The organism is Nitratidesulfovibrio sp. D1, assembly GCF_051133415.1.
Classification (GTDB): Bacteria; Desulfobacterota; Desulfovibrionia; order Desulfovibrionales; family Desulfovibrionaceae; genus Cupidesulfovibrio.
Genome location: NZ_JBPGNZ010000001.1, coordinates 649,879 through 668,112 on the forward strand (window position 1 = coordinate 649,879; position 18,234 = coordinate 668,112).

Annotated in this window: 15 protein-coding genes; 4 read left to right on the forward strand and 11 right to left on the reverse strand. The window is 68.0% G+C overall.

Translation table 11 applies throughout. The features are described 5' to 3' along the window. Positions 1-7: 7 nt before the first annotated feature. From fliW to flgF, 11 genes are all read right to left on the reverse strand, one after another. Complete coding sequence (gene fliW, locus ACR4XJ_RS02695) at positions 8-526, reverse strand: flagellar assembly protein FliW (RefSeq protein WP_434753753.1); 519 nt, start codon at positions 524-526, stop codon at positions 8-10. After that, a complete protein-coding gene (csrA, locus tag ACR4XJ_RS02700) occupies positions 502-741 on the reverse strand; it encodes a carbon storage regulator CsrA (protein WP_007526389.1) in 240 nt (79 codons plus the stop codon). The genes fliW and csrA overlap by 25 nt, the downstream gene beginning before the upstream one ends. A 15-nt stretch (positions 742-756) precedes the next feature. Then, complete coding sequence (gene flgL, locus ACR4XJ_RS02705; protein ID WP_434753754.1) at positions 757-2,280, reverse strand: flagellar hook-associated protein FlgL; 1,524 nt, start codon at positions 2,278-2,280, stop codon at positions 757-759. A gap of 18 nt (positions 2,281-2,298) precedes the next feature. Beyond that, complete coding sequence (gene flgK, locus ACR4XJ_RS02710; protein WP_434753755.1) at positions 2,299-4,407, reverse strand: flagellar hook-associated protein FlgK; 2,109 nt, start codon at positions 4,405-4,407, stop codon at positions 2,299-2,301. Continuing rightward, positions 4,408-4,872, reverse strand: coding sequence for a flagellar export chaperone FlgN (gene flgN, locus ACR4XJ_RS02715; RefSeq protein ID WP_434753756.1), 465 nt, complete (start codon positions 4,870-4,872; stop codon positions 4,408-4,410). A 4-nt stretch (positions 4,873-4,876) separates the two neighbouring features. Continuing rightward, positions 4,877-6,544, reverse strand: a complete 1,668-nt coding sequence (locus ACR4XJ_RS02720; protein WP_434753757.1) for a peptidoglycan DD-metalloendopeptidase family protein — start codon at positions 6,542-6,544, stop codon at positions 4,877-4,879. Between the two features lie 147 nt (positions 6,545-6,691). Continuing rightward, entirely contained in the window at positions 6,692-7,816 is a 1,125-nt protein-coding gene (locus ACR4XJ_RS02725; protein ID WP_434753758.1) for a flagellar basal body P-ring protein FlgI, read from the reverse strand. Positions 7,817-8,347: 531 nt separating this feature from the next. Further along, positions 8,348-9,064 (reverse strand): flagellar basal body L-ring protein FlgH, encoded by a 717-nt coding sequence (locus tag ACR4XJ_RS02730; RefSeq protein WP_434753759.1) that lies wholly within the window; start codon positions 9,062-9,064, stop codon positions 8,348-8,350. 82 nt (positions 9,065-9,146) lie between these two features. Continuing rightward, positions 9,147-10,187 carry a flagellar basal body P-ring formation chaperone FlgA gene (gene flgA / locus ACR4XJ_RS02735; RefSeq protein WP_434753760.1) on the reverse strand — a complete coding sequence of 347 codons (1,041 nt, stop codon included), beginning with the start codon at positions 10,185-10,187 and terminating at the stop codon, positions 9,147-9,149. Positions 10,188-10,388: 201 nt separating this feature from the next. Then, positions 10,389-11,171 (reverse strand): flagellar basal-body rod protein FlgG, encoded by a 783-nt coding sequence (gene flgG, locus ACR4XJ_RS02740; protein WP_434753761.1) that lies wholly within the window; start codon positions 11,169-11,171, stop codon positions 10,389-10,391. 344 nt (positions 11,172-11,515) lie between these two features. Next, the gene (flgF, locus tag ACR4XJ_RS02745; protein ID WP_434753762.1) at positions 11,516-12,295 is read right to left on the reverse strand and encodes a flagellar basal-body rod protein FlgF; all 780 of its coding nucleotides are present in this window, start codon (positions 12,293-12,295) and stop codon (positions 11,516-11,518) included. Positions 12,296-12,736: 441 nt separating this feature from the next. On the opposite strand from flgF, the gene rimP reads away from it, so the two are divergent. From rimP to infB, 4 genes are read left to right on the forward strand one after another with little or no spacing between them, the layout of a single operon-like run. Continuing rightward, the gene (gene rimP / locus ACR4XJ_RS02750) at positions 12,737-13,447 is read left to right on the forward strand and encodes a ribosome maturation factor RimP (protein WP_434753763.1); all 711 of its coding nucleotides are present in this window, start codon (positions 12,737-12,739) and stop codon (positions 13,445-13,447) included. After that, entirely contained in the window at positions 13,444-14,820 is a 1,377-nt protein-coding gene (nusA, locus tag ACR4XJ_RS02755; protein WP_434753764.1) for a transcription termination factor NusA, read from the forward strand. Before rimP ends, nusA begins: the two co-directional genes overlap by 4 nt. Before the next feature lie 7 nt (positions 14,821-14,827). Further along, on the forward strand, positions 14,828-15,079 hold the full coding sequence (locus tag ACR4XJ_RS02760; RefSeq protein ID WP_333506704.1) for a YlxR family protein: 252 nt from the start codon (positions 14,828-14,830) through the stop codon (positions 15,077-15,079). Then, positions 15,076-18,231, forward strand: coding sequence for a translation initiation factor IF-2 (gene infB / locus ACR4XJ_RS02765; protein ID WP_434753765.1), 3,156 nt, complete (start codon positions 15,076-15,078; stop codon positions 18,229-18,231). Before ACR4XJ_RS02760 ends, infB begins: the two co-directional genes overlap by 4 nt. Positions 18,232-18,234: the final 3 nt, after the last annotated feature.

Consider the following 18,234-nt stretch of genomic DNA (forward strand, 5'->3'; position numbering starts at 1 on the left):
GCCGGGTTTACGCCTCGCTGGCCTCCCCGTCCTGGCCGTCCTGGCCGTCCTCACCACCCGGCGCGCGCTCCGCCGGGCAGCCGGCCTGCTCGTGCAGGTAGAACTGCGTGGGAAAGCGCCCGTCGGTCTGGGGCACCTGGAGGCCCAGCCGGGCCTCGTGGTTGATCAGGATGGGGCCGGTAAGGTTCAGGGCCGTCTTTTCGGGCCGTCCCGGCGGAATGGACACGGTGACCAGCACGGCCACCTGCCGGATGGTGCGCAGCCGCAACAGCTTCTGCTCCGCGTCGCCGACGCGGATGGGATAGTCGTCGAGGAAGCTGTACGGGTCGCCCACCAGCAGGCCCAGACGCGGGTCGTCCATGCTTTGCAGGATGAGGAAGGGCGCGCCCTCGCGCAGTTGCAGCAGCGTGAACTCGTGCCTGTCCTCGAAGCCCATGAGGCCCCGGGGGAAGTACAGCACCTTGTCCAGCGCCACCCTCTGGCGGCCGAGCCGGGTCTGGATCACTCTTTCGTTCTGTCGTGCCATATCTGTGTCGCCGCAAGCAGGTCAGCGTTGCTGGTTTCGAGCGCCATGCGGTTTTCCTCCATGACGCGCCGGTAGACTTCCTCTCGGTACACGACCATGTCGCCGGGCACGTCGAGCCCGATCTTGACCTGCTTTCCCTGCATGCCAAGGATGGTGATGCGGATGTTGTCGCCGAGGTACAGGCTTTCGCCCGGCCTGCGCGTAAGTATGAGCATGGGTGCCGCCGGCCCTTACAGGAAGTTCGTGAGATTCATCTGCATGATCATGGAGGACGACTTGAGCACGCTGTTGTAGGTCAGCTGCTGCTGCGCGAGCTGCGTCATCAGCTTGGCCACGTCCACGTCCTCTATGCTGCTCATGCGCATGGTCTGGTCGTCTTCCTGCGACTCCAGGATGCCCTGCACCACGTCGAGCCGGTTTTCCTTGCCGCCCACCCGCGCCGCCGCCGTCAGGATGACCTTGGAGGCGGTGCCCAGTTCGTCCAGCGCCTGCTGGATGCCGGTCTGGCTGTTGGTTTCGGTGAAGGCTATCAGCCTGCCCAACACCTCGAACATGTTGCGCCCGTCGCCGCCGTACACCGCCGTGGCTCTGGACTGCCCCGGCGCCTGGTACAGCCCGCCGAAGATGTCCTTGCCCACGTTGTTCACCGACATGTATTCGCCGGGCGAAATCTCGTACTCCAGCGAGGCGCGGTGCGGCCGGATGACGAACTGGTCGCCCGCCGTCAGCGCGTTGCCCCCGTTGGAGGCCAGGGTCAGGAAGCCGCCGGGCACCAGCAGCGACACGGGGCCGCCCGTGCCCGAGGCGGTGGCGGGCACCCAGCTGGAGCCGCCGTCCATGCTGTACGAATAGCTGATGGCCCCGTTGAGCGTGCCCGACTGGTCGATGCGCACCATGACGTCGCGCGGGAACGACCCGTCGGCCGTGGCCGCGATGTTGGCGGCGCCGTACCGGTCGGCCGTGAGGCCCGTGGAGTTGAAGTCGTCGCCCTTGTAGATGGCCGTGGGCCGGATGTACAGCCAGGTGCCGTTGTCCGTCTCGTGGTCGTTGGCGGTGTCCACGGCGGTCACCGTGGCCCCCGGCGTCATGGTCAGGCGCGCTCCGCCCAGCATCACCGGCGCGGCGTTGGAGGCCAGGGTGCCGGTCTTCCAGGTGGCGCCGCCGTCCTCGGAATAGCGGTAGTCCAGCGCGTCGGCGCCGATGGTGCCGCTTTCCAGGAACTGGAACACGATGGTGTTGCTGGCCCCGCCCTCCACGGTGAACGAGGTGCTCGCCATGGCCGGGTCGTTGGCGGTGACGGCCAGCCCCGCGACGTAGGCGGCGTCCTCGATCTTGTGCCCGGCGAAGATGTGCCGCCCCTCGTTCTCGGTGTTGGCCAGGTTGATGAGCTGCTCGTACAACTCGCGCATTTCGTAGCTGATTTCCTTGCGGTTCTCGGGGCTCACCGTGCCGGTGGCCGCCTGCTCGGCCAGCGCCTTGATGCGGGTGAGCACGGTGCTCACCTGGGTCAGCGTCTTGTCCGCGAGGCTCAGCCAGCTTTCGGCCTGGCTGACGTTCTTCTGGTACTGCTCGTTGGTGGCCAGCGAGGCGCGGTAGTTCAGGATGCGGGCCATGCCCACGGGGTCGTCCGAGGGGCGGTTGACCTGCTTCTGGCTGGACGCCTGCATGTTCGATTCCATGAGATTGGACAGCGCGTAGTTCATGTTCGAGACGTAGTTGTCGAACATGGTCCGCTGCGAGACGCGTCCTGCCATGGGAGACTCCTTCCGTCGCTACTGCTTGAGGCCCAGCAGCGTCTGCATCATCTGGTCCGCCGTGGTCACCAGCTTGGCCGCCGCCTTGTAGGCGTGCTGGAACTTGACGAGGTTCGCCATCTCCTCGTCCAGGTTGACCCCGGCCGACTGGCTCTGGCGCTCGTCAAGGTCCCTGGCCAGCGTGGCGGTGTAGGCCGCGTTGAACTTGGTGGACGCGGTGTCCGCGCCCACGGTGGCCACGATGGCGCTGTAGTATTCCGACAGGGTCTGCGAGCTGGCCCGCTCGAAGGTGGTGGCGATGGTCACTTCCTTGGTGGCCAGCCCGGCGATGGCCGTGGCGGTGTCGTTGTCGCCCGCGTTGGCCTCGCTGCCGCCGTTGATCTTGCCGGCATTGATGAAATTGGTGTCGCTGCGCACGTCGGGCCGCACGGCGATGGTGGACGCGTCCGAACCCTGGAAGTAGGTGTTCAGCCCAAGGCCCGCCAGCAGGCCGGACGAATCCCCCCCCACGCCGAACTTGTAGCCGTCGTTGCTGCGCACCACCAGCTTGTTGTCCACGATGTCGGCGGTGATGTAGGTGCCGAAGGTGTTGTTCAGCGCGTCGCGCACGTCGTTCAGCGAATGCACGGCGGGGTCGAAATTCTGGATGCCCGGCGTGACCGAATCGAAGTCCAGCGGGCCCGAGGCGTTGGAAAGATAGGCCCCGCTGGCGGCATCGTAGACGTACATGCTGAAGTTGCCCGATTCCAGCCGGTCCAGCCAGGCCAGGCCCGAACTGTCGGACCCCAGGGCGATGGACGGGTCGGACACGCCGTAGGTGCCGCTCATGACCGACATGTGCGAAAGCCCGGCCCCCTGGCTGTGCAGGCGGTTCACTTCCCAGATCAGCGATTCCGACAGGGCGTTGACGCGGTCCACGTAGCGGCCCACCTGGGTGTCGCGGAAGATCATGTACCCGCCGATGGTCCCGCCGGTGATGCGCCGGGGGTTGTCGGTGCCGTCGGCCATGGTCTGGGGCGAAATGTTCAGGGGCGAGGTGGTGGGCGTTATCCAGTACACGCCGCTCTTGGGCGTGACGGTGAAGCGGTCGCCCGCCGTGAGATCCTGGGTGGCCCCGCTGAAGTAGATGTCCAGCCCCTGCACCTTGACCTTCTGGTCTTCAGGGCGGGCGGCGAACAGCCGGTCGTTGCCGTTCTCGTCCTTGAGCCAGGTCTTGCCGCCGTCCAGCGAGACGCGGAACATGGCCGAGCCCGCGCCGCTGGTCACCGCGCCGGACTGCACCACGTCGAGGGTGTATTCGTACTCGTCCGAACCGTCGAAATGGATTTCGCCGTCGAAGTTCGAGCCGGGCGTCAGCGACGCCTGCGACTGCGGCCCCTGGTAGGCCAGCGAGAAGGCGTTCACCCCGTCCACCAGGGTGTGCCCGGCCTTGGTGACCACCGTGAACTTGCCGCTGCCGTTGTCGATGACGTCCACGTCGAGCTTTTGCGACAACTGGCGCACCAGCAGGTTGCGGTTGTCGATGAGCGTGTTGGCGTTGTTCTTGCCCGGCTCGTCGTGCATCTCGATCTGCCGGTTCAGCTCCGCGATCTGCTTGATCAGGTTGTTGGCCTCGCCCACTTCCTGCTTCAGGTACTGGTCCATCTGCTGCTGCATGATGCGCAGGTTGGACTCGGCATTCTGCAACAGCTTGACGAGGTTGTCGGAATGCGAAAGCAGGGCGTCGCGGCTGGCCTTGTCGTCGGGCCGCTGCGAAAGGGCCTGCCAGTCGGCGAAGAACTGCGACATGGCCGCGTTGATGCCGGGGGTGGACGATTCGTTGAACAGGCTTTCCACGCTTTGCAGCATTGCGTACTGCGCGTCCCAGCGGGACTGCTGCGAGGCCTTGTCCAGGTACGACTTTTCCACGAAGCCGTTGAAATAGCGGTACACCTCGGCCGCGTAGGCGCCATTGCCGATCTGACCCGGAAAGCCGTCGAGGGCGGGGTACTCCTCGAAGCGCACCGCCTGGCGCGAATACCCCACGGTATTCACGTTGGCGATGTTGTTGCCCGTGGTCTGGATGGCGGTCTGGTTCGCCAGCAGCGAAAGCTGCCCCATGTTGAGCAGCGAGGTGACACTGGCCATTTACAGCCTCCCGCGGATCAGCGCCGCCTCGGCGCGCGCGGTGGTCATGCCGCCCTTGCGGCCGTAGGTCTCCTGCCTGGGCGGCACCAGACGGCGGTGCAGGAAGTCCAGCAGTTCCTGGCTCTGGTCCAGCAGGGCCAGGGCCAGGTCCGCGTTCAGCGAGGCCTGCCGGGCGCAGTGCTGTTCCTGGGCGTCGATGCGCACGATGATGGCGCGCACTTCCTCCGCCTGCTCCTCGGGCAGCATGTCGGCGTATTCCGAAAGCCGGGTGCGCTGCATGGCCGCCTTCAGGTCCACGCGCTCGCAGGCCAGCTGGCGCATCAGTTCGTGGATGGAGAATTCCACCGCGCTCACGGCGTCGGGGTCGCGGCCGCGCAGGTGGGCAAACTCTTCCTCAAGAAGCAGCGCCAGCACTTCAAGGCCCTTGGTCTGCCGGACAAGATTGCCGCGTATCTGGTCGTACATCTGGTTATCCTCCGGGGCGGGTCCGTTGTGCCGCAGGCCCCCCGGAAGCGAGGCTGCGCGCCGCGTATTCCGGGTTTACCGCCAGTTCGCCCTGCCGCACCTCGAAGTGAAGATGCGGCCCGGCAACGCGGCCCGTCCCCCCTGCCTTGGCAATTTCCGTGCCCGCCCGGACCACGTCGCCCTCGCGCACGTCCAGGCTGCCGTTGTGGCCGTAGAAACTGCGCCAGCCGCCGGGGTGCTCCAGCACCACCAGCCGGCCGTAGTCGGCCCGCTCTCCGGCAAAGACCACCTTGCCGTCCCAGGCGGCGCGCACCGGGTCGCCCTCGGTGACGGCGATGTCCACGCCCGGATGCCAGGCCCGCTCGCCGGTGATGGGGTCGTTGCGCCAGCCGAAGCCGGAGGCGATGCGCCCCTCATGCGGCCAGGCCATGGGGCCGGGCGCGCCCAGGGCCACCGCCGGGCCGCCCGTGGGCGACGCCTTGGGAGCCGGGGTGGGGACCGGAATGGTGGAGGCCGGTGCGGCCTGGGACGCGGAGGCCGGAATGGTGGAGGCCGAAGAGTTTGCGCCGGACGACGGGGTTGCGCCGGACGACGGGGTTGCGCCGGACGACGGAGCCGTACCGATGGCGGCATCGCCGGATACGGCGGCCTGCACGCCCTGCACCGCCTGCCCGGCCTGCAATTCGGCAGCCGAAGGCGCACCCGAAGGCACGGTGAGCGCACGTGTGGACGCGGGCGAGGCCACCCGCTTCATGGCGCCGGTGCGGTGCACGATGGGCGGACCCAGCTGGGCGTCGCGCATGGGGCTGCGCACCTTGCGCGTGCTCTCGCCCGCCACCGAGGCGGCGGGCAGGCCGCGCGTGGGGCCGTCCTGGCCGCGCGCGGTACGGCGCTGGGCCGTGGAGGCTGCGGCCTGTCCGGCTTCGGCAGCAGCGGCTGCCGGTGCCAAGCCGGACTGGGCCGCGACGGCGTCAGCAGCGCCCGTTACGGCGGTTGCGCCAGCGGCGGCAGTCACCGCTGATGCAGCCTCCACCGTTGCCGCAGCCGGGCCGGTATCTCCGGCCGGGGGCGCGGAGGCCACCTGGCGTTCCAGTTCGGCAAGGTGCTGTTGCACCAGGTCGTGCCCGGCCTGCGGCAACGCCTTGGCCTGTCCGTCCGCCTCCGGTGGCGCCTCCGGCGCCGCCGGGGCCTCGGGACTGGCGGGCTCGTACATGGACGGGGACGCACCGGCCTTGGACTCGGCCACGGGGGTGATCATGCGCGGCACCAACGACACCGGCTTCACCGGCACCGGCTCGCGCACCGAACCGGGCGCGGTGGTGCGGCTGGCGTCGGTGAGGCGGGTGGAAAGCTGTTCGTAGATCATGTCGGCCAAGCCGATGCCGCCTGCGGAGGTCATCTTCTTGGCAAGCTCCTGGTCGAACATGGACTGCCAGAATTCCTCCTCCTTGCTGTGCAGGTAGCCTTCCTTGGGCAGGGTGGCGCGCATCTGCTCCCACATCTTCTGCACGAAGATGGATTCGAACCCCTCGCACGCCTCGCGCAGCTTCTGTTCCTTGGATGGATCGTTGCGCAGGCGCTTGCGCAGGGCATCCATCTCGAGCTTGCGCTGGGTAAGCTCGTGCTGGGCCGAGGCGGCGGTGGCGAGTTTGGGATCGACGGGAGCGGTCATGGTTGCTGTCCTTCCGGCCAGGGTCGGGGTGCGGCGCTTTTTTGAACGCCTCCGGCGGGCAGGGGACTTCGCCCCCTGCACCCCCGATTGGAGATTCGCCTCGCGTGCTGCATCGACAGGCTGCCTGCGGGCGCTATCACCCTGAAATTAGATAACCTCTAAATCCGCGTGCAAAGCCCCCGCCGTCTTCATGGCCCGCAGGATGGAGATCAGGTCGCGCGGGGTGGCGCCCACGGCGTTCAGGCCGTCCACCAGTTCCTGCAACGTGGCCCCTTCCATGAGCATCAGGCGGCGGTTCTCCTCGCGCACGTTGATGTCGGTGCGCGGGGTGGCCACGGTCTGGCCCTGGCTGAACGGGCCGGGCTGCGAAACGTCCATGCCTTCCTGCACCGTGACCTGGAGGCTGCCGTGGGCCACGGCCACGCGCGATATGCGCACGTCGCGGCCCAGCACCACGGTGCCGGTCTTCTCGTCCACCACCACCCGGGCCGGGGAGTCGGGGGTGACCTCGATGTTTTCGATGGAGGCCATCAGCGGAACCAGGTTGCCCCGGTAGGCGGGCGGCACGTCCAGGGCCACGGTGGAGGCGTCCTGGGCCTTGGCGTAGCTGCCGCCCATGACCCGGTTCAGCCGCTCCACCACCTGCATGGTGGTGGAAAAGTCGGCGCTGGTCATGTGCAGGGTCAGCGTGTCCTGGCTGTTGAACTGGAAGGGGATGCCCCGCTCCACGATGGCCCCGCCGGGGATGGTGCCCACGGTGGTCACGTTCTTCTGGGCGCGGGCGGCCTGCCCTTCCACGGAAAAACCGCCGAGGGCCAGCGGCCCCTGCGCCAGGCTGTACACCTTGCCGTCCACGCCCTTCAGCGGCGTGAGCAGCAGCACCCCGCCCTGAAGGCTGGTGGCGTCGCCCATGGACGACACGGTGACGTCCAGCCGGGTGCCGGGCTTGGCCGACACGGGCATGCGCGTGGTGACCATGACGGCGGCCACGTTCTTGGGCTTCATCTTGGTCTGGTCCACGGCCACGCCCATGCGCTCCAGCATGTTGACCATGGAACTCATGGTGAAGGTGGAATCCTTCTTGTCGCCCGTACCGCCCAGGCCCACCACCAGGCCGTAGCCCACCAGCTGGTTGTCGCGCACGCCGCCGAAGCTCGCGATGTCCTTGATGCGCACGGCTTCCGCGCCGCCCGGCAGGGCCAGCAGCCACAGGGCCGCAAGCAGCGGGATCACGAGGAGGGGAGCGGTGAGGGAGCGAAGGCTGGGCGACATGGCGTATCTCCGGAAATCCGGCTGCGCTGGGCAGCCCGTTACGCGGCCCCTCCCGGATGGTTGCGCAGGGATGGGGCGCGCGGATTGCTGACAATCTACAAGATAGGCATTCCGCAGGGCGCGGGGTGCGCCGGGGAACCGACGGTATTCCGGCGCTGCCGGGTGGTAATGCCAACACCGTGCCAGCGCGAACGCGGCGACCGGAAGGAGCGAGAAGACGCGGGGATGGGAGGAGAATGGGTGGGGGAGCGGCAGACAGGCTTGAGGTTCAGCGCGGGCACGTCGCTGGCGAAATCCGTGCGCTCTGCGGTCGCCATCCGTAAGGTTCGCGCGCTGCGCTCACCTAACGCCTGCCGCTTTTCCGCCGGGCTGCGTTTCCCCCTCTTTACCCACACCGTGCAACGCGAACGCGGCAAGTCCGTTCGCAGGCAAGGAAAACGGGATTTTCGCGACGGGAGCGTACAAGGACGTACGTGACCGGAGCGAAAATCCCGTTTGACGACGCATGCGGGCGGAATCGCCGCGTTCGCACTAGAAGGGCCAGACGTTGTCCATAAGGCGGGTAAACCACCCCGGCTTCTGCTTGTCCGCCAAGGTGCCCTTTCCGTAGTACTCGATGCGGGCGTTGGCCATCTGCGACGAGGTCACGGAGTTGTCGGAGGCCACGTCGCGGGCGCGCACCAGGCCGCTGACCACGATGTACTGCGTTTCGTCGTTGACGCGGGTTTCGCGCGCGCCTTCCACTTCCATCAGGCCGCCGGGCAGCACGCGCAGCACGCGGGCGGCGATGGTGGTGGTGACGGTGCTTTCGCGCTTGGTTTCGCCGGTGGCCGAATGCTTGGAGGTGGAACTGGTGCCCAGTACGGGGTTGGTGCCCACTACCCCACTGAACGGCCCCGTGGGGTTCATGGGGTTGATGGACGCGCTGGACTGCCCGAAGAAGGCGCTGACACCCAGTTCGTTGGTGGAGGTCTTGTCCGCCGTGGTGTCGGCCTTGTTCTTGGCCTTGTCGGTTTCCACGACCTTGACCAGCACGATGTCGCCCACCCGGCGGGCGCGGTTGTCGGAGAACAGGAACTCCGACTCCGATTCGCTGTACAGCGACCCGGGGTTGGCGGCCGCATCCTCGGGCTCGGAATAGGCTTGCGGCTGCGTGACCGGCGGCACCGGCGAGGGCTGCTGGCGGGCGGCGTTGCACCCGGAAAGCAGCAGCATGGCGCACCCGGCGGCGAGCAGTCTGCGTTTCATGGCGATTCTCCTTGGATTGCGGATGCGGGATGCGGCACGGCGGGCGCGCCGCCGTCATGCGGCCGGTCCGGACCTTGCGGGTCTACCGCACGCTGACCGTCGCCCCGTCCTTCACGGCGGCATAGATCTGCCGCTTGCTTTGCATGTTGCGCACGGGAATGGTCTCGCCAAGGCCGCCGTCGGCCATGGCCTCGCCCTGCACCTGCATGCGCACCGAGCCGGATTCGTACAGCACGGTCACCACGCTGCCGCGCCGCACGGTGGGCACGCCAGAAAGATCGCTCTGGTAGATGACCTGGTCGGCGCCCACGGGGCGGGTCAAACGCCACGGGCCGCCACGGCCGTCCCAGGCGGGCTCGCGCAGGTAGGCCAGGTTCTTGCGCACGTGGGTGACCTTGTCTGGGGTCAGCACGTCGTCCTTGTTCACGGGCTGCGCGGCGCAGGGCACGTCGGCCCACACGTCCACGAAGGCGGAACCGGTGAACTTGCGCACCGTGCCGCCGTCCACCTCGCGCACGGCAAAGCGCAGGGTGTTGCGGCCGGGGGCGGCCAGGGTGTTCTCCACCACCACCTGCTGCTGCGGGTGGGCCAGAAAGACGTAGGGCGGCAGCCGGTAGTCCTGCATGGAGGCCTCGCCGGGCATGGCGGCCAAGGCGGGCGTCAGAGTCCTGACGGCCAGGGCGCGCAGGTCGGCCTCGCGCAGCACCGCGCCGCCGCGCTGGAGCACCAGCGTGCCGGGGTACAGGCACAGGGCTTCGGTGTCGCGCAGGGCCTCGCGCAGGGCCTGCTGCAAACGCGGGCGGTTGACGCTCATGGGGCGGCCCGGCTCGGCGGGCGAGGGCCACAGGGGCGTGGCGGCCAGTTCGCGCCAGGTCTGCGGGGGAATGGGGCCCACCGGCTCGGCAATCTCGCCCAGGGTCACCGTGGCCCCGGACACCACGGCCGCGTCCAGCAGCCGGATACGCCAGCCCGCGTCGGCGGTGCCTGCCCGGGCCGGGGCAAGGCCGAAGGCCAGCAGGCCCATGGCAAGGGCCAGCGCGGCCAGCCAGGCCATGGGACCGGCGAATGCGGACGCCATGACGGCGGAACGGCGGGCGGGCCCGGAACGGTGGTGGCGGATCATACTATATCTCCCTGGAGTTCCAGAAACGTTCACGCTGCGGGATAACGCACGCCCCTAGGGCGGTCTCCAAATGAGGATTTTCGTTCGTTGGCAAGGAAAACGAGCCTGCCATGACGGGAGTATACTCTTATCGTATTCGACTGGAATGGCAGGTGAAGTTTGACGCAGCCAACGGACGAAAGGACCATTTGGAGGCAGCCCTTAGCGCTTCAGCTGCACGGCGGTCTGCAACATGGTGTCCGAGGTCTGGATGGCCTTGGAGTTCATTTCGTAGGCGCGCTGGCCCACGATCATGTTCACCATTTCGTCCACCACCTCGACGTTGGACATTTCCAGAAAGCCCTGGGCGATGGTGCCCACGTTGTCTTCGCCGGGCACCCCTTCCACCGCCTCGCCCGAGGCTTCGGACGGGATGTACAGGTTGCGCCCGCGCGCTTCGAGGCCCGCCGGGTTGATGAAGGTGTAGAGGGGGATGTCGGCCTCGGCCAGCGCGGCGCCGTTGCTGTCCAGCGCGGAGATGTGCCCGTTTTCCGTTACCGTGATGTTCTTGGTCTCGGCGGGCACGGTGAATTCGGGTTGCAGGGTGTAGCCGTTGGCGGTCACCACCACCCCGTCCTGGTTCAGCTTGAACGCGCCCGCGCGGGTGTAGGCGTCCTCGCCGTTCACCTGCACCAGGAAGAAGCCGTCGCCTTCGATGGCGAGGTCCAGCGAGTTGCCGGTGTTGGAATAGTCGCCCTGGGTGAAGAACTTGTGCACCGTGGTGGGCCGCACGCCCATGCCCACCTGGATGCCGGTGGGAATGCGGTTGTCACCCTCGGTGGCGGCGCCGGCGATGCGCATGTTCTGGTACATGAGGTCCTCGAACTCCGCGCGGCTTTTCTTGAAGCTCGTGGTGTTCACGTTGGCGAGGTTGTTGGAGATCACGTCGATGTTGAGCTGCTGGGCCACCATGCCGGTGGCGGCCGTCCAGAGTGAACGCATCATGGTTGCTGTCTCCTTGCGAGGAGGTTGATTCCGTCAGTTGTCCGTCGGTGGTTGCCCGCCGGGCAGTCGATTGCAAACCGGATGCCGGATGCGGCGGCCGTCAGAAGCCTTGAGGAGGACGGCAGGAGCGCAAGGGCGTGTTTGCAAACAGGTTTTTTGTTCGCTGGCGAGGAAAACAAGCCTGCCATGAAGGAATATACTCTTCGGTATTTGACTGAAATGGCAGGCGAAGTTTGACCGCGTTGCGCACGATGGCCGTAGGGCTCGCAGACTCGCCCAACGGCCACGCTTCGCGCCCTTCGGGTCGGAAGCCAGCGGGCAAAAGGACCGTTTGCACACACGCCCTAGACCTTTTTGCCCACCTTCTGGGTCGCCTCCCGGTCTATCGCATCCGAGGTCTGCATCACCTTCTGGTAGGCTTCGAACTGCCGCTGGGCCTCGATCATGTTCACCATTTCGGAGACCACCTCGACGTTGGACGCCTCCAGGTAGCCCTGCGCCACGTAGGCCCCCTGCGCGGGCACCTCGCCCGCCTCGGAGCCCGGCCGCAGCCGGTACATGTTGCCGCCCAGCTTTTCCAGGGCGGTCAGGTCGTTCACGGTGACCAGGTTCAGCTGCCCCACCAGCACGCCGTCCGCGAAAATCTGCCCGTCGTCGGAAATCTGCACCTGCTCGCCGGGCGGCAGGCCCAGGTCGCCGCCGTCGCCCTGCACCGCGTGGCCCATGGCCGTCACCAGCTGGCCGTCGGCGGTTTGCAGGAAGTTGCCGTTGCGGGTGTAGAATTCGCCCTCGGGGGTGCGCACCTTGAAAAAGGCGTTGCCGGAGATGGCCACGTCCAGCGGGTTGCCGGTGTAGCGCATGCTGCCCTGATCGAAGTCGGTGTGGGCCACGGCAATGCGCGGCCGGGCCACGTGCATGGGCTCCGGAAAGAGCTTTTTCGAGCGCACGTTGGCGATGGGCTCCATGATCTGGTCATGGGCGAACAGCTGCATGGTATCCTTGAAGGATACGACGTCGCGCTTGTAGCCCGTGGTATTCACGTTCGCGAGATTGTTCGAGATGTTGTTCATGCGGTGCTCGCTGGTGAGCGCGCCGAACAGGCTCGACAACATGCCTTCCTGCATGCGTGCCTCCTTGCGGGCATGGTACCCGCGCCGGTGGCAATGCAAGGCATGGACCATGCCCCAAAACGTGAATCATGCCGGTGCCTGGCGGCGTGCGCACGCCCCCCGCGCCGCCCGCGCGGGGGGCGCACCGACGGAACCACGACGGTGACCCGCCCCTCACCGGCTGCGCGGCGGCCCGCCCGCGCCCCGTACCCCGCCGGAATCCGCGTCATTCCCTGTTGACAGGACGCGGCCCCCATACTATACACTCTCGTCTTGACAGAAGCGGCTGCCGATATTCCTCTGGAATCGCTTCACGGAGCGCCACGCCTTACCGCTCCACGGCAACGCCGCTTCGACATCCTGAGGGCCGTGCGCGGCCATTCCGGGTGGCCTTTCGGCCCCCTTTTTTTTTGCTGCGGCCCCGCCGCCCACGACAACGGAACGACACCCCGCACCATGAGCACGCATCCCCTTCGCGACGCCGTCGCCGCCATCGCCTCGCCCCTGGCCGATGCCCTGGGCATCGCCCTGTGGGGCATCGAGATCCTTGCCGGGGGACGCATGGTGGTGCGCGTGTACGTGGACGCCAGGCCCGGCGCGTCCGGAACCGAATCCGAGCCCGAAGCCGCGCCCGAAGGCGACGCCCCGAAAGACGTCGCTTCGGAAAGCGTCACCCCGGAAAGTGTCACCATAGACCAGTGCGCCCGCCTCTCGCGCCAGTTGGGCCTTGCCCTGGACGTGGAGGACGTGATCCGCGACGCCTACGTGCTCGAAGTGTCCTCTCCCGGTCTGGAGCGCCCCTTCTTCGAGGCCGCCCAGATGGCCCCCTACGCGGGCCGCACCATCGAACTGACCCTTGCGGTGCCCCACCCGGAATGGCCGGGCCGCCGCAAGTTCCGGGGGGACATCGTGCGGGTGGAAGGCGACGCCCTCACCTTCCTGCCCGACGCCGCGCCCGCACCCGGCGAAGCCCCCGCCCCCCTCACCGTGGCGTGGGACGACGTGAAGCAGGCGCACCTCGTCCACATCTTTCCCGACACGACCCGGCCCCAGCCCGGCGGCAAGACCGGCCAGCGCAAGAAGGCGCAGCCGAAAAAGCCCGCACGCGGCGGCGCGCCGCACGACGACACCACGGACCAGGGCACCGATCCGGAGGAACACCCATGAGCCTGGAACTCAAGAAGGCCATCGACCAGATCAGCAAGGACAAGGGTCTTGACCGCGACATGCTGATCGACACCCTGGAGGAAGCCGTCCGCACCTCCGTGGCCCGCAAGTTCGGCGACGAGATGGACGCCGAAGTCAGCTACAACGACGAGACCGGCGAGATCGACGTCTACCAGTTCAAGATCGTCGTGAAGAAGGTCGAGAACCCCAACAGCGAAATTTCGCTCGATGACGCGCGCACCCACGACCCCAGCGTGCAGCTGGACGACGAAATGGGCTTCCGCGTGAAGATCGAGGACCTTGGCCGCATCGCCGCCCAGTCGGCCAAGCAGGTGATCATCCAGCGCATGCGCGACGCCGAGCAGGAGATCATCTACGAGGAATACAAGGACCGCCGGGGCGAGATCGTCAGCGGCATCATCCAGCGCCGCGACAAGGCCGGGTGGATCATCAACCTCGGCCGCACCGAGGCGCTGCTGCCCAAGGAAGAGCAGATCCCGCGCGAACACTACAAGCGCGGCGACCGGGTGCAGGCCATCCTCATCGACGTGCGCAAGGAAGGACGCGGCCCGCAGGTCATCGTCTCGCGCGCGCACCGCGACTACATGGCGGCCCTGTTCCGCCGCGAGGTGCCCGAGGTGGACGACGGCACCGTGCAGATCATGGGCGTGGCCCGCGACCCCGGAAGCCGCGCCAAGGCGGCCGTCATGTCACGCGACCGCGACGTGGATCCGGTGGGCGCGTGCGTGGGCATTCGCGGTTCGCGCATCCAGAACATCGTGCAGGAAATGCGCGGCGAGCGCATCGACATCGTGGTCTGGAGCCCGGACATCGCCACCTACGCCCGCAACGCCCTGTCCCCGGCGGTGATCTCGCGCATCGTGGTGGACGAGGAAGAAAACCTGCTCGAAGTCATCGTGCCCGACGACCAGCTGACCAACGCCATCGGCCGCAAGGGCCAGAACGTGAAGCTGGCCGCCAAGCTGCTGGGCTGGAAGATAGATATCTACACCGAAACCCGCTACAACGAGGCCAACGCCATCGGACGCGGGCTCGAACAGATCGCCAGCGTCGCCGAAATCTCCATCGAACAGTTCATCGCGGCAGGGTTCCAGTCCATCGAGCGTCTGCGCGAGGCCGACGACGAGGAACTTTCCTCGGCGCTGGGCCTTGCGCCGGGCAAGATCGCCGACCTGCGCGCGGCCATCAACTTCCTTGCGCCCCAGGCGCAGGGCGAGGCCGACGCGGCCGCCGGGCCGGAGGCGGAAGCCATCCCGGACGCCGACCAGGAAGCCGCCCCGCAGGACGCGGATGCGGCCCCTGTTCCTGGCCATGACGCGGACCAGGGAACCGAAGCCGAAGCGAAGGAATAGTACGCGGATGGATGACGCCATCCGCGGGAAGCACATACCATTACGCACCTGCGTCATATGCAGGCGCCGCTTTGCAAAGCGCGAGCTTCTGCGGTACGTCCCCCCGACGGACGCCGCCGGGGCGGGGGCCGACCCCGTTCCGGACGAAAGGCAGGTACTGCCTGGACGGGGGGTCTACGTATGCGAAAGCCCCGAATGCCGGGAGCGATTCCGGAAGTTCGGCGGCTGGCGGAGGAAGCGCAAGGGGGTTCAGGAATGACCGACGACAAGACCAGGGTGAAGGACCTGTCCACGGAGCTGGGCGTGTCCACCAAAGATCTGCTCCACACGCTGCGCGATCTCGACATCCCGGCCAAGAGCGTGATGACCATGCTCAACGCCGACGAGGTCGCCCGCGTGCGCGAACGCCATCAGGGCCAGGCCGCCGAAGCGGGCGTTGACCGCAAGGTGGTGCAGCCCGGCGTCATCGTGCGCCGCCGCCGCCGCGACGGCGAAGAGGGCGAAGCCTCCGCGCGCCGTCGTGCCGAAGAGCGCGAAGCCTCCCCCGAGGCCGCTCCCGCCGCCGAAGCTCCCGAGGCCGCCAAGGCCGAAGCGCCCGTGCCCTCCGTGGCAGACGAACGGCCCGCCCGTGCCGCCCGCGCCGAAGCCCCCGCGGCGCCCGAGGCACGCCCGGCTGCGCCTGCCGCGCCCGCCGCGCGCATCATCCGCCGCCCCGACGAGCCCGCCCCGGCATCGGCCGCTCCCGCCGCCGAAGCCCCGGCAGAGCCCGTGCAGGCCGCGCCCGTGGCCGAAGCCCCCGCGGCAGCCGCGCCCGTGACCGAAAAGGCCGCGGAGTCCAGGCCCGCCGCGTCCGCCGCGCGGGTCATCCGCCCGGCCCGGCCCGACGCCTCGGCCGTGCCCGACGCCACCCCCCAGCCGTCCATCCTGCCCCCCGTGGCGGCCGACGCCGCCCCGCGCGGCGATGGCACGGACGACGACGAGGAAGACGCCGACGGCCGCCGCCGCAAGAAAAAGAAGCGCACGCCCGACGTGCCCGGACCGCAGGTCCGCGTCATTTCCCGTCCCGATCCTTCCGCCCCGGCTCCGCGCCCCTACCCGCGCGACGGGCAGGGCGACCGGCCCGCCTATGGCGACCGTGGGGACCGCCCCGCATACGGCGACCGGCAGGGCTACCAGCCCCGCCCCGGCGGCCCCGGCGGCGACCGGCCCGGCTACGCCCCCCGCCCCGGCGGTCCCGGTGGCGACCGGCCCGGCTACGCGCCCCGTCCCGGTGGTCCCGGCGGCCCCGGCGGCGATCGCCCCGGTTACGGCCCCCGTCCCGGCGGCCCCGGCGGACCCGGTGGCGACCGTCCCGGCTACCGTCCGGGCGGCCCTGGCGGCCCCCGTCCCGGTGGTCCCGGCGGTCCCGGCTACGGTCCGCGTCCGGCAGGCCCCGGCGGGCCCGGCATGGGCCAGCCCCCGGCGGGCGGCGACGAAGGCCAGAGCAAGAAGAAGCGCCTGAAGGGCCGCCGCACGGTGGACTTCCAGGCCGGTGCGGACCGTGCCCCGCGCGGCCGCGAGGACGACGATTTCCCGCGCGGCGGCGCCCGCCGCGGCAAGGGGCGCAAGGGCCGCGACATGAAGCCCGCCACCGCCACCCAGCCGCTGAAGGCCGCCAAGCGCAAGATCAAGGTCGAGGAAGCCATCCGCGTGGCCGACATGGCCCACCAGATGGGCCTGAAGTCCACCGAGATCATCAAGGTGCTGTTCGGCCTCGGCGTCATGGCGACCATCAACCAGTCGCTGGACATCGAAACCGCCACCCTGGTGGCCTCCGAGTTCGGCTACGAGGTGGAAAAGGTCGGCTTCTCGGAAGACGACTACCTGATCCCCAAGGAAGAGGACGCGCCCGAGACCATGCAGCACCGGCCGCCCGTGGTCACCATCATGGGCCACGTGGACCACGGCAAGACCTCGCTGCTTGACGCCATCCGCAAGACCAACGTCACCATGGGCGAGGCGGGCGGCATCACCCAGCACATCGGCGCGTACCACGTGACCACCAAGAAGGGCGAGATCGTGTTCCTCGACACGCCCGGCCACGAGGCGTTCACCGCCATGCGCGCCCGAGGCGCGCAGGTGACCGACATCGTGGTGCTGGTGGTGGCCGCCGACGACGGCGTCATGGAGCAGACCCGCGAAGCGGTGAACCACTCCAAGGCCGCCGGCGTGCCCATCATGGTCGCCGTGAACAAGATGGACAAGGAAGGCGCCAACCCCGACCGCGTGCAGCGCGAACTGGCCGAACTGGGCCTGGTTTCCGAAGCCTGGGGCGGCGACACCGTGTTCAGCCACGTGTCGGCCAAGACCCGCCAGGGCCTTGACGAACTGCTGGAACTGCTGGCCCTGCAAGCCGAAATCCTGGAACTGAAGGCCAACCCCGACAAGCCCGCGCGCGGCCACATCGTGGAAGCCAAGCTGGACAAGGGCCGTGGCCCCGTGGCCACCGTGCTGATCCAGGAAGGCACCCTGCGCCAGGGCGACACCTTCGTGTGCGGCGTGTTCAGCGGCCGCGTGCGCGCCATGTTCAACGACCAGGGCAAGAAGGTGAAGGAAGCCGGCCCCGCCATGCCGGTGGAAGTGCAGGGCTTCGAGGGCGTGCCCGAAGCGGGCGAGGAATTCGTGTGCGTGACGGACGAAAAGCTCGCCCGCCGCATCGCGGAAACCCGCGCCGTGAAGCAGCGCGAAAAGGAACTGGCCCGCGAATCCAAGGTCACCCTGGAAACGTTCCTGTCCCGCCGCGCCGACGACCAGGAAGCCCTGGTGCTCAACCTCGTCGTCAAGGCCGACGTGCAGGGCTCGCTGGAAGCCATCTCCGAGGCGCTGCGCAAGCTCAGCACCGACAAGGTGCGCATCAACATCATCCACGGCGGGGCCGGAGCCATCTCCGAATCCGACATCCTGCTGGCATCGGCCTCCGACGCCATCATCATCGGCTTCAACGTCCGTCCGACCGCCAAGGTCAAGGACATCGCCGAGCAGGAGAACGTGGACATCCGCTTCTACGACATCATCTACAAGCTCGTGGATGAAGTGAAGAGCGCCATGGAAGGCATGCTCGCCCCGGTGCAGCGCGAGGTGTACCTGGGCCAGGTGGAAGTGCGGCAGACCTTCAGCGTGCCCAAGGTGGGCACCATCGCGGGCTGCCACGTCAGCGACGGCAAGATCACCCGCAACGCCGGCGTGCGCCTGCTGCGCGACGGCGTGGTGGTCTACACCGGCAAGATCACGTCCCTCAAGCGCTTCAAGGACGACATGAAGGAAGTCCTGAAGGGCTACGAATGCGGCGTGGGCCTCGAAAACTTCAACGACATCAAGATCGGCGACGTCATCGAAGCCTTCGAGATGGTCGAGGAAGCCGCCACGCTGTAACGG

Excerpts from the sequence above, each read along its gene's own strand:
- fliW (WP_434753753.1), bottom strand. The coding sequence starts at position 526 with ATGGCACGACAGAACGAAAGAGTGATCCAGACCCGGCTCGGCCGCCAG.
- flgL (WP_434753754.1), bottom strand. The coding sequence starts at position 2,280 with ATGGCAGGACGCGTCTCGCAGCGGACCATGTTCGACAACTACGTCTCG.
- flgA (WP_434753760.1), bottom strand. The coding sequence starts at position 10,187 with ATGATCCGCCACCACCGTTCCGGGCCCGCCCGCCGTTCCGCCGTCATG.
- flgN (WP_434753756.1), bottom strand. The coding sequence starts at position 4,872 with ATGTACGACCAGATACGCGGCAATCTTGTCCGGCAGACCAAGGGCCTT.
- flgG (WP_434753761.1), bottom strand. The coding sequence starts at position 11,171 with ATGATGCGTTCACTCTGGACGGCCGCCACCGGCATGGTGGCCCAGCAG.
- ACR4XJ_RS02725 (WP_434753758.1), bottom strand. The coding sequence starts at position 7,816 with ATGTCGCCCAGCCTTCGCTCCCTCACCGCTCCCCTCCTCGTGATCCCG.
- csrA (WP_007526389.1), bottom strand. The coding sequence starts at position 741 with ATGCTCATACTTACGCGCAGGCCGGGCGAAAGCCTGTACCTCGGCGAC.
- flgF (WP_434753762.1), bottom strand. The coding sequence starts at position 12,295 with ATGCAGGAAGGCATGTTGTCGAGCCTGTTCGGCGCGCTCACCAGCGAG.
- rimP (WP_434753763.1), top strand. The coding sequence starts at position 12,737 with ATGAGCACGCATCCCCTTCGCGACGCCGTCGCCGCCATCGCCTCGCCC.
- ACR4XJ_RS02730 (WP_434753759.1), bottom strand. The coding sequence starts at position 9,064 with ATGAAACGCAGACTGCTCGCCGCCGGGTGCGCCATGCTGCTGCTTTCC.
- infB (WP_434753765.1), top strand. The coding sequence starts at position 15,076 with ATGACCGACGACAAGACCAGGGTGAAGGACCTGTCCACGGAGCTGGGC.
- ACR4XJ_RS02720 (WP_434753757.1), bottom strand. The coding sequence starts at position 6,544 with ATGACCGCTCCCGTCGATCCCAAACTCGCCACCGCCGCCTCGGCCCAG.
- ACR4XJ_RS02760 (WP_333506704.1), top strand. The coding sequence starts at position 14,828 with ATGGATGACGCCATCCGCGGGAAGCACATACCATTACGCACCTGCGTC.
- nusA (WP_434753764.1), top strand. The coding sequence starts at position 13,444 with ATGAGCCTGGAACTCAAGAAGGCCATCGACCAGATCAGCAAGGACAAG.
- flgK (WP_434753755.1), bottom strand. The coding sequence starts at position 4,407 with ATGGCCAGTGTCACCTCGCTGCTCAACATGGGGCAGCTTTCGCTGCTG.